At 70.9% G+C, this 12429-nt stretch carries 11 protein-coding genes; 7 read left to right on the forward strand and 4 right to left on the reverse strand.

Features of this window, described 5'->3' with window-relative positions; genetic code table 11:
- Positions 1 to 77: 77 nt before the first annotated feature.
- A complete protein-coding gene (locus ACZ5C2_RS09760) occupies positions 78 to 233 on the reverse strand; it encodes a hypothetical protein (protein ID WP_468788434.1) in 156 nt (51 codons plus the stop codon).
- A 152-nt stretch (positions 234 to 385) separates the two neighbouring features.
- On the opposite strand from ACZ5C2_RS09760, the gene ACZ5C2_RS09765 reads away from it, so the two are divergent.
- The 4 genes from ACZ5C2_RS09765 to ACZ5C2_RS09780 all read left to right on the forward strand — a co-directional run bounded on the left by ACZ5C2_RS09765 (position 386) and on the right by ACZ5C2_RS09780 (position 4041).
- Positions 386 to 1576, forward strand: coding sequence for an NAD(P)/FAD-dependent oxidoreductase (locus tag ACZ5C2_RS09765; protein WP_468788436.1), 1191 nt, complete (start codon positions 386 to 388; stop codon positions 1574 to 1576).
- A gap of 10 nt (positions 1577 to 1586) precedes the next feature.
- Positions 1587 to 2525, forward strand: a complete 939-nt coding sequence (locus tag ACZ5C2_RS09770) for a sigma-70 family RNA polymerase sigma factor (protein ID WP_468788438.1) — start codon at positions 1587 to 1589, stop codon at positions 2523 to 2525.
- A 254-nt stretch (positions 2526 to 2779) separates the two neighbouring features.
- Positions 2780 to 2950, forward strand: a complete 171-nt coding sequence (locus ACZ5C2_RS09775) for a hydrophobic protein (RefSeq protein ID WP_468788440.1) — start codon at positions 2780 to 2782, stop codon at positions 2948 to 2950.
- A gap of 317 nt (positions 2951 to 3267) precedes the next feature.
- Positions 3268 to 4041: a polysaccharide deacetylase family protein gene (locus ACZ5C2_RS09780; protein ID WP_468788566.1), complete on the forward strand. Its 774-nt coding sequence runs from the start codon at positions 3268 to 3270 to the stop codon at positions 4039 to 4041.
- 40 nt (positions 4042 to 4081) lie between these two features.
- On the opposite strand, the gene ACZ5C2_RS09785 is transcribed toward ACZ5C2_RS09780, so the two are convergent.
- Positions 4082 to 5599 carry a phosphatase PAP2 family protein gene (locus ACZ5C2_RS09785; RefSeq protein WP_468788568.1) on the reverse strand — a complete coding sequence of 506 codons (1518 nt, stop codon included), beginning with the start codon at positions 5597 to 5599 and terminating at the stop codon, positions 4082 to 4084.
- A gap of 391 nt (positions 5600 to 5990) precedes the next feature.
- On the opposite strand from ACZ5C2_RS09785, the gene ACZ5C2_RS09790 reads away from it, so the two are divergent.
- The 3 genes from ACZ5C2_RS09790 to ACZ5C2_RS09800 all read left to right on the forward strand — a co-directional run bounded on the left by ACZ5C2_RS09790 (position 5991) and on the right by ACZ5C2_RS09800 (position 9591).
- Positions 5991 to 6566, forward strand: a complete 576-nt coding sequence (locus ACZ5C2_RS09790; RefSeq protein WP_468788442.1) for a TerD family protein — start codon at positions 5991 to 5993, stop codon at positions 6564 to 6566.
- A gap of 237 nt (positions 6567 to 6803) precedes the next feature.
- Positions 6804 to 7388: a TerD family protein gene (locus ACZ5C2_RS09795; protein WP_468788444.1), complete on the forward strand. Its 585-nt coding sequence runs from the start codon at positions 6804 to 6806 to the stop codon at positions 7386 to 7388.
- A 181-nt stretch (positions 7389 to 7569) separates the two neighbouring features.
- Entirely contained in the window at positions 7570 to 9591 is a 2022-nt protein-coding gene (locus ACZ5C2_RS09800; protein ID WP_468788446.1) for a hypothetical protein, read from the forward strand.
- 35 nt (positions 9592 to 9626) lie between these two features.
- Here the strand turns inward: ACZ5C2_RS09800 and ACZ5C2_RS09805 are convergent, their stop codons facing one another.
- Complete coding sequence (locus ACZ5C2_RS09805) at positions 9627 to 10460, reverse strand: PIG-L family deacetylase (protein ID WP_468788448.1); 834 nt, start codon at positions 10458 to 10460, stop codon at positions 9627 to 9629.
- Between the two features lie 213 nt (positions 10461 to 10673).
- Positions 10674 to 12140, reverse strand: a complete 1467-nt coding sequence (locus tag ACZ5C2_RS09810; protein ID WP_468788450.1) for an eCIS core domain-containing protein — start codon at positions 12138 to 12140, stop codon at positions 10674 to 10676.
- Positions 12141 to 12429 lie beyond the last annotated feature (289 nt).

A 12429-nucleotide genomic window follows, 5' to 3' on the forward strand; every position in this document is an offset into this window, starting at 1 on the left:
CCGGCCCGGGGGCGACGCCGGCCGGGGGTGATGCCGACCGGGGGTGATGCCGACCGGGGGTGATGCCGGCCGCGCCGTCAGGACTCCCGGTGGCGTGGTGGGCCCAGAGTGCGCCGGTTGCGGCCCGCGGCGCGGGCGGATCCGTGCGTGTCGAAGAGTGCGTCGAAGAGTGCGTCGAGGAGCGTGTCGAGGAACGCGTCGAGGTTCTTCCCGGCCGCGCTCGGGGAGGTCACGCCGGTCCACGTTCGGAAGGGTGGACCCGGGCCCCGACCGGGACCACCCGTACCTGCCCGCAAGGACAGTGACCTGCATCACATCCGGATCCTGTCAGCAATCGGGACGCCATCCCGTTCAAGGGGCACGCGAACGAGACAGGAGCATCGTCATGAAGCACCGCATCGTCGTACTCGGTGCCGGGTACGCCGGGGCCTTCGCCGCAGGAAACCTGGCCCGCCGGCTCTCCCCCGCGGACACCGAGATCACCGTCGTCAACGCCGAGCCCGACTTCGTCGAGCGGATGCGCCTCCACCAGCTCGCCATCGGCCAGGACCTCGCGCCCCGCAAGCTCACCGACATCTTCGCGGGCACCGGGGTGCGGCTGCGCGTGGCACGCGTCACCGGCGTCGACCCCGAGCGCAGGACCGTCGCGGTGACCGGCGGGGACGGCGACGGCGAGCTCGCGTACGACACGCTTCTCTACACGCTCGGCAGCTCCGCCGCCCACCATGGCGTCCCCGGCGTGGCCGAGTACGCCTTCGACGTGACCGGCCGGTCCTCGGCACTGCGTCTGCGCGAGCGCCTGGCCGGCCTGGGCGAGGGCGGCACCGTGCTGGTCGTCGGGGAGGGGCTGACCGGCATCGAGACCGCCACCGAGTTCGCCGAGTCCCGGCCCGACCTCTCGGTCGCGCTCGCCGCCCGTGGCGAGCTGGGTGCCTGGCTCTCCCCGAAGGCCCGCCGCCATCTGCGCCAGGCCTTCGACCGGCTCGGCATCACCGTGCACGAGCACACCGGGATCGAAGCCGTCGAGCCGGCACGGGCGATCGCCGCCGACGGCACGTCCCTCCCGGCCGACGTGACCGTGTGGTCTGCCGGGTTCGCCGTACACCCCATCGCCGCCGCCGGCGGCCTGGAGGTCGCCGGGACCGGTCAGATCGTCGTCGACCGCACCATGCGCTCGGTCTCGCACCCGGAGGTCTACGCCGCCGGTGACTGCGCCTACGCGATCGGCGAGAACGGCCGGCCGCTGCCGATGTCCTGCGCCTCGGCCGGGTACACCAACATGCAGGCGACCGCCGCGATCATCGCGCGCCTGACGGGCGGTAAGGTCCCCACCACCGGGCTGAAGTACCACGGCAACCACATCAGCCTCGGGCGGCGGGACGCGATCTTCCAGATGGTGGACGGTGACGTCCGGTCGAAGTCCTGGTACCTGGGCGGCCGGACCGCCACGCGGCTCAAGTCGGGCGTGCTCAAGGGGGCCGGGTTCTTCATCGCCCACCCCACCTTCGGCATGCCGAAGCGCAGGCGCCGCCTGGCCACCGCGCCCGACCGGGCCGGTGTGAGGGCCGTCGCATAAATTGAATCGCATGGACAGCGCGGCGCTCGCACGGTTCGAGGCCGGCCGGGGACGGCTGGCCTCGCTGGCGTACCGTCTGCTCGGCTCGGCCACCGACGCCGAGGACGCCGTGCAGGACGCGTTCCTGCGCTGGCAGGCGGCAGACCGCGAGCGGATCGAGGTGCCGGAGGCGTGGCTGACCAAGGTCGTCACCAATCTCTGCCTCGACCGGCTCCGTTCGGCGCGGGCACGCCACGAACGGGCGGTCGGCGCCTGGCTGCCCGAGCCACTCCTCGAGGGCGACCCGATGCTGGGCCCCGCCGACACCTTCGAGCAGCGCGAATCGGTGTCCTTGGCGGTACTGACCCTCATGGAGCGCCTCTCGCCGGTCGAGCGGGCCGCCTACGTCCTGCGTGAGGCCTTCTCGTACCCACACGCCGAGATCGCCCAGATCCTCGACATCACCGAGTCGGCCAGTCAGCAGCATGTCCACCGGGCCCGGCGCCGGGTCACCGCCGAGCGCCGCGGCGGTGACGTGGTGGACCCCGCGTCCGCGCGCCGGGTCGTCGAGGAGTTCCTCGCCGCCGCCACGTCGGGGCGTACCGAACGGCTGGTGGAACTGCTCACCGACGACGTGACGGCCGTCTCGGACGGCGCCGGACTGGCCAGGCGGCTGCTGCGGTACACGACGCGCGAGCGCGTCGCCTCCTACGTGCGGGCCGGCTTCAAGCCCACGCCGGCCAAGCTGCGGCTGGCCGGCGGCTCCCCCGCGTTCCACATCGCGCTGGTCAACGGCTCCCCGGCCGTTCTCGCCGTGGTCGGGGACCGGGTCGTGGGCGCCGTGGCGTTCGACGTCAGCGACGGCAAGGTCGCCTCCCTGCACGGCATGGCCGCCGCGGACCGGCTCGGGCGCCTCAACGAGACCTGGCGGCAGCAGGAGCCGGGCGCGCCGGTCATCGACGCGTGGTGACCGGAGCCACCGGAGCCACGGAGCCACCGGAGCCCCCGGAGCCCCCGGAGCCACCGGAGTCCAGTGACCCGGCCGGAGCGAGGACGGCCGTCCTTCGGCACCACGCCCCCGCGCGGCCATCCGGCGTCCAGGTGCCGGATCTCCGGCGACACGTCAGAAGCCCGGTGCCCCCACCTTTCCTTCACAAACAAGGCGGCAGGGACGAATGACGGTGCCGACGCAGGGCAAACGGAGACGCAGGAGGTCGACAAACTATGGTTCCCCTGTTGCTCGTACTGCTTCTCGCACTGATCCTCTTCGGCGCGGGTTTCGCCGTGAAGATCCTTTGGTGGGTCGCCATCGCCGTTCTGGTGCTCTGGCTGCTCGGATTCGTCATGCGTTCTCCATCGGCCGGCGGCGGACGTGGCCGCTGGTATCGATGGTGATGCCTACCGACGTCGCATGACGCCTCCCAGGGCCCGGCCACCACGGTGGCCGGGCCCTCGGCACGTCATGGCGCCCCGAACGCCGTGCCGTGGCCCGCTGTGCCTCGTCGGCGTCGGAGTCCAGCGGCGGGGTCGGGTGTTCCTCGGACCCCCGGCACGGCTCGCGCCGGTCCGGCCGCGCGCTCTTGTCCGCGAACTCCCCCAGAAGTGTCCGTGATCGGTAACGGACGCATCCGTGGCCGTCCGTTCCTCGTCCTGCCAGGTGGTTCCCAAGGGGGCCGGTGGAGACGGGCAACGGTGCGGAAGCGGGGGCGGACATGGCGCGGCACGGCGGTGGACGGGGCTGGTACGGCAAGGTGGTCGGGGCGGCACTCGGGGTGACGGTGCTGGCGGTCGGCGCCTCGGTGTGGACCGCACAGGCAGACGTCGTGGGCGGCCCGTCGCCCCAGGCGTCCGCACCCGCGAAGCCGGGCGGTGACGTCGAGCCGGTCTCGGCGACCATCGTGCACGCCTCCGACGCGGGACCGCGCGGCGTCAACATCACCATCGACGACGGTCCCGACCCCGAGTGGACGCCCCAAGTACTCGATCTGCTGCGCGAGTACGAGGTGAAGGCCACGTTCTGCGTGACGGGCACGCAGGCGCAGGCCCACCCGGACCTCGTGAAGGCGGTGGTCGCGGCCGGGCACCGGCTGTGCGACCACTCCGTGTCGCACGACACCGCCATGGACAAGAAGTCCGAGGCCTACCAGTCGCAGGAGATCCTCGACGCGGAACGCATGATCATCAAGGCGTCCGGGGGAGTACGGCCGATGTACTACCGGGCACCCGGTGGAGCCTTCACGCCCTACAGCCGCAAGCTGGCCGCCTCCCACGGCATGCGCCCGCTGGGCTGGAACGTGGACACCAAGGACTTCCAGCGGCCGGGCGCGGACGCCATCGTCGAGACCGTCGAGCGGGAGCTCCCCAACGGGCCGACGCTCCTCTTCCACGACGCGGGCGGCGACCGCTCCCAGACCGTCGAAGCCCTGCACCGTGTACTTCCCTGGCTCAAGGAGCAGGGGTACTCCTTCGGTTTCCCCGTGCGGTAGGGGCCGGGGCCGGTCCTGGTCCCCGGCCCGACATCAGGGATCAGGATTCCGCGTCGGTCTCCCCCGGGGTCCCCGCGCCGGCAGCGGCGGCGGGGTGCCCGGCAAGCCGCGGCGCAGGGTCGGCACCGGCACCCGTCCCGCCCTCGGCCTGGTCCTCCCCGTCCCGCTGTGCGGGGACCCGGTGCGCCTCGACGGTCTCGGCTCCCCCGGCCGCATGGGCGAGGGCCCGCCGGTCCACAGCCACCGGTTCGGGCTTCGGTTCGGGGCGGTGTGCCGGCGCGCCGCCGTGTGCCCACGGCCCGGTGGTCCGTACGTAGCCGTAGATCACCGAGGCCGTCGCCAGCAGCAGCAGGGGGCCGGCCAGCCACGGATACTCGGCCATCTGCACGGGCAGCCAGCGGTAGGAGAGCAGCAGCGCGGTGAAGACCGAGGTGCCGTAGGCGGCCAGCCGGATCCCTGAGCGCTCCCAGCCGCGGTCGTGCGCGCGCAGCGCCGCCTCGATCGTGAGGGTGAACACCACGCCGGCGAGGAGGTCCACGCCGTAGTGGTAGCCGAATCCCAGCGTCGCGCAGAGCGTGGCGATCAGCCAGAGCGTGCCTGCGTGGCGCAGCGGGCGCGGGCCCTTGCGGGAGTGGATGAAGATCGCGGTCGCCCACGCTGTGTGCAGGCTGGGCATGCAGTTCCGCGGGGTGATCCCGTCGAACGGCATGGGCTGAGGGGCATCGACCGGCGGCAGCGTCCGCGGCCACAGGTCGGCCACGGCCCAGGGCGCGCTGGGCGGCATGTCCGGGGCCCACAGGCTGACTGCCGACCAGTGCTCGGTGCCCGTGCCGTAGGCGAAGAGCGGGCCGACCACCGGGAAGATCATGTAGAACGCCGGCCCGACGAGGCCGATCACCAGGAACGTGCGCACCAGGTGGTGACGTGGGAAGCGGCGCTCGGCGGCCACGTTGCGCAGTTGGTACAGCGCGGCGATGACCGCGGCGACCGCGAGATTGCCGTAGACGAAGTCGAGGAGGTTGAAGCCGACGGGGCCGGTGGCCGTCACGATGCGGCCCACCAGCCACGAGGGGTCGCCCAGTGCGTGATCGGCGGCGGCCACGTACTGGTCGAGCACCATCGGGCGGGTCTTCGAGGTGATGAGCAGCCAGGTGTCGCCCGTCTTGCGGCCGGCCATCAGGAGCAGGGCCAGACCGACGCCTTTCAGCAGCAGGACCCGCTCCGGGCCGGTACGGCGGGTGACGGCGACGAACGCGACGCCCAGAGTCACCCACAGGGCGCCGTTGCCGAAGGGATGGCCGCCGTCCGTCCCGGCGTCGAGCGCCCACCGGACCACCAGGAAGACGAGGTCGATACCGATCGCCGCACCCACCGCGATGAACCGTTCCCGCCAGGTGAGCACCACCGCCATCAACGCCAAGGCGGCGTACAGCAGGCCACCCGACTTGGGGGCGTGGATCACCTCCCGCGCCTGAAGGGTGATCGGCCCCGGCGTGCCGTAGCGGCGCGCGGCGATCTCCAGCGCGACGAGGAATCCGAGGGTCACGACGGCGGCCAGGGCCCACAGGACGGCCCGTGGCTGACGCCGAGCGGTGGACGCGGCGGTTGCCTCGCGTATGCGCGAAGAGTTCTGCGGGGGTATGTGTCTCAACTTCTGTCAGCTTTGCTAGAGGGTGCTCATGGCAGGGCGGAATATCGTCCCACTTTCTCATCGAAAATGTGTCCGCCTCGCGAGGAGTGGCCAGGAGGACGCGAGCCGGGAGGACGCGGCCCCTTCCTTGCCCCGCCCCGCCTCTACATGAATGTAGAAGATAGGCTGTCCGGAGCCGGCCCTCACGAACGGAGCAGAGCGGCGGAAGGAAGCCGCCGGGCCATCGACCACGTCTTCGACATTCCTGGTCCCGTCCGCGGCACGGACCGTGACCACACCTGCCGAGAAGGAGTACGCAATGGGAGTCTCCCTGGCCAAGGGCGGCAACGTCTCGCTCAGCAAGGAGGCGCCGGGCCTGACCGCCGTGCTGGTCGGTCTGGGCTGGGACGTGCGCACCACGACCGGCACCGACTACGACCTCGACGCCTCGGCGCTGCTCCTGGACGCGTCGGGCAAGGTGCTCTCGGACGGACACTTCGTCTTCTACAACAACCTCACCAGCCCGGACGGCTCGGTCGAGCACACCGGCGACAACCTCACCGGTGAGGGCGAGGGCGACGACGAGGCGGTCAAGGTGAACCTCGCCGTGGTGCCCGGCGGGGTGGACCGGATCGTCTTCCCGGTCTCCATCCACGACGCGGAGAACCGCGGCCAGAGCTTCGGCCAGGTCCGCAACGCCTTCATCCGGGTCGTCAACCAGGCCGACAGTCGGGAGATCGCCCGCTACGACCTCTCCGAGGATGCCTCGACCGAGACCGCCATGGTCTTCGGCGAGCTCTACCGGCACGGCACCGAGTGGAAGTTCCGGGCCGTCGGACAGGGGTACGCCTCGGGACTGGCCGGCATCGCCGCCGACTTCGGGGTCAACGTCTGACCCGCCGCCCCGGTCCCGCCCGCCCCGGTCCCGCCCGCCGGGAGCGGGACCCGTGCCCGCGACCGGGCCATGGCGCGGATGGACGCGCGAAGGAGATCACCTCGCGGGGGCGGGGCCCCGGTCGCGGGCGCCCGCCCGCACCCGGTCGCCGCAGCTGTGACAGACCCGCCATATCGGATCTTCATGGCACCAGGCAGACTCTGCGCTGTAATTCAGTAGACGGAGGACGATTCGCACATGATCACGCTCACCAAGGAAGACGGCCCCGCGGACCTGGACGGGGTCACCCACCTGTCCATAGGTGTCTCCTGGGATCCCACCGCCGGCAGCAGTGGCGGGGTACTCGGCAAGCTGCGCCGCAAGACCGGCACCGACCTCGACCTGATCGCCGTCGCCATGCAGGGCTCGGACCCGGTGCGCCTCGCAGGTCTCGACTCGCTCGACCCCATGGGCAACGGCTCGCTGGTGCACAGCGGCGACAACCAGACCGGGCACGGGGACGGGGACGACGAGACGGTGACCGTCGAGTTCTCCCGGCTTCCCGGCGCCATCACGTCGATCGTGTTCGTCGCCGCCGCCTACAAGAAGGGCAGCAACTTCCAGAAGGCCCGCAACATCAGCTTCAAGGTCTACGACGCGACCGGGGGAAGCACCCAGCAGGTCGCCGACATCTGGCCCAGCCTGCTCAGCCAGGACAACGGCTGCGCCGTGGCCAAGGCCGTACGGGTGGGCAGCACCTGGAAGCTGGAAGTGATCAACGAGACGGGCAAGATCAAGCAGGGCGACGAGCACGCCCTGATGCGCTTCGCCGTCACCAAGTAGCGCGGCGGCACCGGGGCGGACGAGGCTCGTCCCCGGGGGCGTCGGCGCTGTGTGCCGCCGGCGCGCGACCGGTCGCCACTCGTGCCGTCCTCGTGCCTTTGTCCTGTCCACCGACGCCGTTGTCGTACCCGTACGTCATGCTCGCTTCGTGAAGCGTTCGAGTGCGGTACGGGGAGGCGGGATGACGGCAGGTGAGCTGCTGACGGCGCGGGCGGAGACGGCGGCCCTCGACGATCACGGCCTGGCGGTCGCACTGGACGGGCTCGTGGACGGCTCGGGGCACTGGAGCGGCAAGGGGGCGCTGGCCGGTATCGAGCGGACGGGACGCTATCTGGCCGGGACGGGCAAGCCGACCGCGCCGGACGAGGAGCCGGGAACGGCTGGGGAAGGGTCCTGGTCACGCTTCATCGGGCGGATCGGTGCCGTGGCGTTGCGTGCCGCCGTGGAGCCCACTCGTGATGAGCGGCGCCAACGGTTGCTCGCGCTGCTGGAGATCTGGGCGGACAGTCCCTTCGCCGATCCGCACGCCCGGATACGTACGGGGCTTGTGCGCATGGCCGAGGGCGACCCCCCGGCGGTCCGGGACGAGCGGGGCGCGGCAGTCGCGGTCGGCTGGTCCGCCGGCGGGCTGCGAAAGTTCGTCGACCTGCGGACGGGGGAGCCGGAACCGCCGGGACTGGGCGTGATCGAGGAGGCGACCGACGTCCCGCGCGGGGGATGGGGCGGTGCCGAGCAGGTGCGCCGGCTGGTGGACCTCGTCCGGGAGCGCGGGCCGGTGCCGTGGGACCTCGACGCGGTGGCGGTGCTGAGGAACGGCACGGGCATGAACCGGGCGACGGCGTCCTTCGCTCTGGCCGGGATGCTTGCCGTGCGGTATCTGCCGCACCTCGACGACAGGGAACGGCAGGTCCACCGGCTCAAGATGGCCGAGATCGAGGACGGCTTCCACGATACCGGCCGGGTGGGCTCGCTGGACCGCCTCGAACTGCTGGCCGACGTGCTGCCCGAGGACCCCGCCGACTTGTGGGAGCCGCGGGGCATGCGCACGGTGGCGGAGCGGATCGCGCAGGCGTGGCGGGCGCGGTACGGCCGGCGGACCGTGGTCCCGGAGCGCACCGTCGACACCGTCATCGAGCTGCGTCCGTTCAGGCTGTCGGCGGGCCGCTTCTGTGCCGCGTTCACCGACCACGCTTCGATACGCGGTCTCGGCTCCGACCTCGACACCTGGATCCAGAACCACGACATCCACCCCTTCCTGACCGCCGGGGGCTGGGACCTCGTCGAGTTCGAGGACATCGTGCGTGCCGTCGTGCCGAACCTCTTCCGGGTCTACGCGGAGCTTCCCGCGGGTGACCCGGTCCGCGCCGGAGCGCCCGGCCTCGTACGGGCCCTGCGGGAGCGGCTGGACCACCCGGGCCTGATGTTGGACGCCGGCAGTCTCAGCCGCGCGGTGGGGCACAGGGTCGCCGACGTGCACGACAGGTTCGGCTCGCGTTCCTACGCCGCCCCGGAACCGCTGGCCGTCGCGAGCGTCGACGACGGACTGACCGTGGTCGTGGACGGCGTCGTCGACCGCAGGGGCGAGCGGTCCCAGCCCAAGCTGTACTTCCGCCCCGCGTTCTACGGCGACGACGAGCGCTCCCGGACGCTGCTGCTCGCCCTGGAGGCCTCTCGTCACCCCGGGATCGCGACGGTCGAGTGGCTGCGTGGACCGGCCTGCGCGCGCATCGTCGAGCGGATGGAGAGCTCTTCGCCGCCTCCGGGGTCGTACGAGACGAATCCGGCGCACTCCGCACCCGATGTGCTGGGGCGGGCCGCCGACCGGCTCGGCACCGACGAGGACGCGGCAGCGCTCTATCTGCAACTCCTGACCCTGTACGCACCGAGCGACCGCAACATCCGTGAGTGGAACGGCTGGAAGCCCGCCCGGCACCAGAAGGCCGCCGCCGCGCTGGTCGAGCGCGGCCTGGCCGTCGAGGACAAGCGCGCGAGGGCGGGCCGCCGGCTCTTCCTGCCGGGCGAGTGGATCCACGCGGGGAAGCCCTACCAGCCCATGGAGGCGTGGAAGGCGGAACTGCTCGGCGTGGGACGCGCCTACAACGGCCGGCTGGAGAACCCGCTTCCGCTTCCCACCCGTACCCTGCCCGAGTTGTTCGCCCACGCATGGGAGTTGACCGAAGCCGGACGGGGGCCCTCGGCGTAGGACTCCGGCCGGCGGCCGCCGTCCGGACGGGTGGATCAGCGCAGTCCGGCGAAGAGATCGTTCTCGGGCACGGCGGCGCCGGTGGCGTCCTTGACACGGACGAAGGTCTCCGTGCCCATCAACTCACCGAACCTCTCCTTGCCCATCTTGAGGAAGAAGATGTTCTCGCCCTGACTGGCGTGCGCGGCCAGAGCATCGAACTTCTGACCGCTGAACGCGGTGGTGTCCACCCACGTGGTGATCTCATCGTCCGGAAGGCCGATCTCGGCCATCGCGGCGGCCTCGGCAGGATCCGGCTCCGGCATGTCCGGATGGAACTCACGCATGATCTCGCCGAACCGCCGCATCCCGGAGCGGGGCATCGTGGTCCAGTACACCTTCGGTGTCAGCGTGGTCATCTCCAGTGCCGCCATCGTGATGCGGTGGGCCTGGATGTGGTCGGGGTGACCGTAGAAGCCGTTCTCGTCGTAGGTGACGACCACATCGGGACGGTAGTGCCGCATGAGTGCCGCGAGCCGGGCGGCACCTTCCTCGACGGGGGTCCGCCAGAAGGATCCGGGGGCGTCGTTGCTCGGCCAGCCCATCATCCCGGAGTCGGCGTAGTCCAGCGTCTCCAGCTCGCCGACCTTCAGGACGTCACAGCTCGCCTCGAGTTCTTGGCGGCGCATCAAGGCGACGGCCGCCGGATCATGCCCGGGATCGCCCGGCTTGACACCCCCCGGCCCGTCACCGCAAGCGCCGTCGGTACACGTCACGAGAACCGTACGGATGCCTTCCGCCGCGTACCGCGCCAGGACCCCTCCGGTTCCGGTGGCCTCGTCGTCGGGGTGGGCGTGTACCGCCATGAGCGTCAAGGGCCGGTCGGTCATGAAGCAGTCCTCCTGCGGAGATACGTCGTGATCCAGGGAACGGCGGGCGTACCGCGATCCTGGAGGCCGGATCCTGGTGGGGCGGACGACCTTGTGGTCTCCGTGTCCCCCGCCCGCGTGGTGCCGGCGCCTCGGTCGATGCAACAACGCCGCCCGGACCGACTGTTCCCGGCACCTGGGAAGTCCCCTCCCGCGGCCTTTCGCAGCTCGTGTTCAGACGGTGGCCGCTGCGGGGGTCAGGGTGGCCGTCTTGTCCTTCACGAGGGTGACGTTCTCCACGAACAGCTGGAACAGCAGCTGACTGGGGCCGACCTCCCTGCCGCGCTTGCCGTTGGCGCCCTGTGCGATGCCCAGGCTGTAGGGCTCGTTGTCCTCCGCCTTGACTCCGATGTATCCGGGCAGGGTGCCTTCGTTCGCGTTCGCCTTCCTGTGGTCGCCGCCCTCCGCTTTGCGGATGAGTTCGGTTTTGTAGCCCGGCCCGAGTGCCATGTATTCCGGATCGAACAGAAGCTTGTGCGCACCGGGCTTCAGCGTGAACTCCAGCTGGACCTGGTAGCTGTCACCCATCATGTTGTAGTACACGTCTGCCTGGCCGCTGTCGCCGAGGTGGGCGCCGACGGTCATGCCCTTGAGGCCCTTGGTTCTGAATTCCTTGGCCGAGCGTTCGTCGCCCGCGAGGTATTCCTCGACGGCGGTACGGGCGGCGGCGTCTCCCCAGTACTCGAGGATGCTGCGGGCCTCCGCCAGGCTCATGGATCGGTACAGCTTCAGCCGACTGCCCGTGTCGCGTGTTCCCTCGAGCTGGCTCAGCAGGGCCGGACCGACGAACTTGATGATGTCGTCGATCGTGCGCGGCTTGTCGGCCTTGTGGCCCTTCGCCGCCTTCTTGGCCGACTTTATGAGGTCCGTTTTGGTCTTGACGTTCGCCTCACCCGTCTCGCCTGTGACGCCGGCCCTGCGTTCCCAGTGTTCGGTCGTCATGACGTTCTGCGGGTTCTCCTGGTCCTCCCGGTCGTAGGCGCGCTGCACGGTGTGGACAGGGGCTGACGCATGAGAGGGCGCCGCGTCGCGTTGCAGGGGCGCGGCAGTGTGAGGGGCGGCCGCCATGACCCGTGCGGCGTTCGCCTCGGCTTCACGCTCGAAGCGGTCGGACGGGTCGGAGACCTTCAGGCCGTTGCCGTGGTCCGTACCGGCGACGGGACCTTTGCGCTGCTGGATGATGTGGGTGAGCTCGTGGGCCAGCGTGTGACTGTCCACCGTGTCGGCTCCGAGGACGATGTGGCTGCCGCTGGTGTAGGCGTGGGCGCCGACTTCGGCGGTGGAGGCTTTGGCAGCACTGTCGTTGTGGATGCGCACGCCGGAGAAGTCGGCTCCCATGCGCGTTTCCATGTCGGTACGGGTGGCGTCGTCCAGCGGGCGTCCGGGGGAACGCAGCACGTCGTGGACGGTGGAACGCTGCACCGGCTCCTGGTGCTGGTGGCCGCATCCGGCGTCGTGCCGGTGCTCTTCCTGTGTCCAGGGGTGGCCGGCCTGACGGAGCATCTGGACGATCGCCGTGTTGCCCGCACTGCCCTGCAGGCCGAGCAAGCCGGGCTGACGCGCGGGTGGCGCGGACGCGCGCCTGCCCGCCGGGGTGTGGCCGGCGGCCCCGGTGTGGGTGGCCTTCTCGTGATCGTGCACGGACCCTCTCTTCTGACTTCCGGCATGGGAATCGCTGACCTCTTCTGGGTATGAGAGAACAGCCGCCGGCGCAAGAAGCGATCGGGCAGTCCGTGCCGTCCGAACGGGTACCTCCCGGGGGGCGGAACGCCCCGCCCGCGTCCAGGGTGCTGATCACCTGGAACCTCGACGACGTGCCTGCTGGGGAGTTGGCTGGGCGTGGTCTGTGGATCGTGGATCCGAGGATCGTGGATCCGGACCGTTGTCTCTGCGAGCTCCGCGAGGAATGGCCCCGTGAGGTGCGTGGGAC

The sequence above is a fragment of the Streptomyces sp. NPDC031365 genome (genome assembly GCF_055569765.1).

Coding starts and splice junctions, on each gene's coding strand:
- ACZ5C2_RS09770 (WP_468788438.1), top strand. CDS start 1,587: ATGGACAGCGCGGCGCTCGCACGGTTCGAGGCCGGCCGGGGACGGCTG.
- ACZ5C2_RS09805 (WP_468788448.1), bottom strand. CDS start 10,460: ATGACCGACCGGCCCTTGACGCTCATGGCGGTACACGCCCACCCCGAC.
- ACZ5C2_RS09800 (WP_468788446.1), top strand. CDS start 7,570: ATGACGGCAGGTGAGCTGCTGACGGCGCGGGCGGAGACGGCGGCCCTC.
- ACZ5C2_RS09780 (WP_468788566.1), top strand. CDS start 3,268: ATGGCGCGGCACGGCGGTGGACGGGGCTGGTACGGCAAGGTGGTCGGG.
- ACZ5C2_RS09790 (WP_468788442.1), top strand. CDS start 5,991: ATGGGAGTCTCCCTGGCCAAGGGCGGCAACGTCTCGCTCAGCAAGGAG.
- ACZ5C2_RS09765 (WP_468788436.1), top strand. CDS start 386: ATGAAGCACCGCATCGTCGTACTCGGTGCCGGGTACGCCGGGGCCTTC.
- ACZ5C2_RS09795 (WP_468788444.1), top strand. CDS start 6,804: ATGATCACGCTCACCAAGGAAGACGGCCCCGCGGACCTGGACGGGGTC.
- ACZ5C2_RS09775 (WP_468788440.1), top strand. CDS start 2,780: ATGGTTCCCCTGTTGCTCGTACTGCTTCTCGCACTGATCCTCTTCGGC.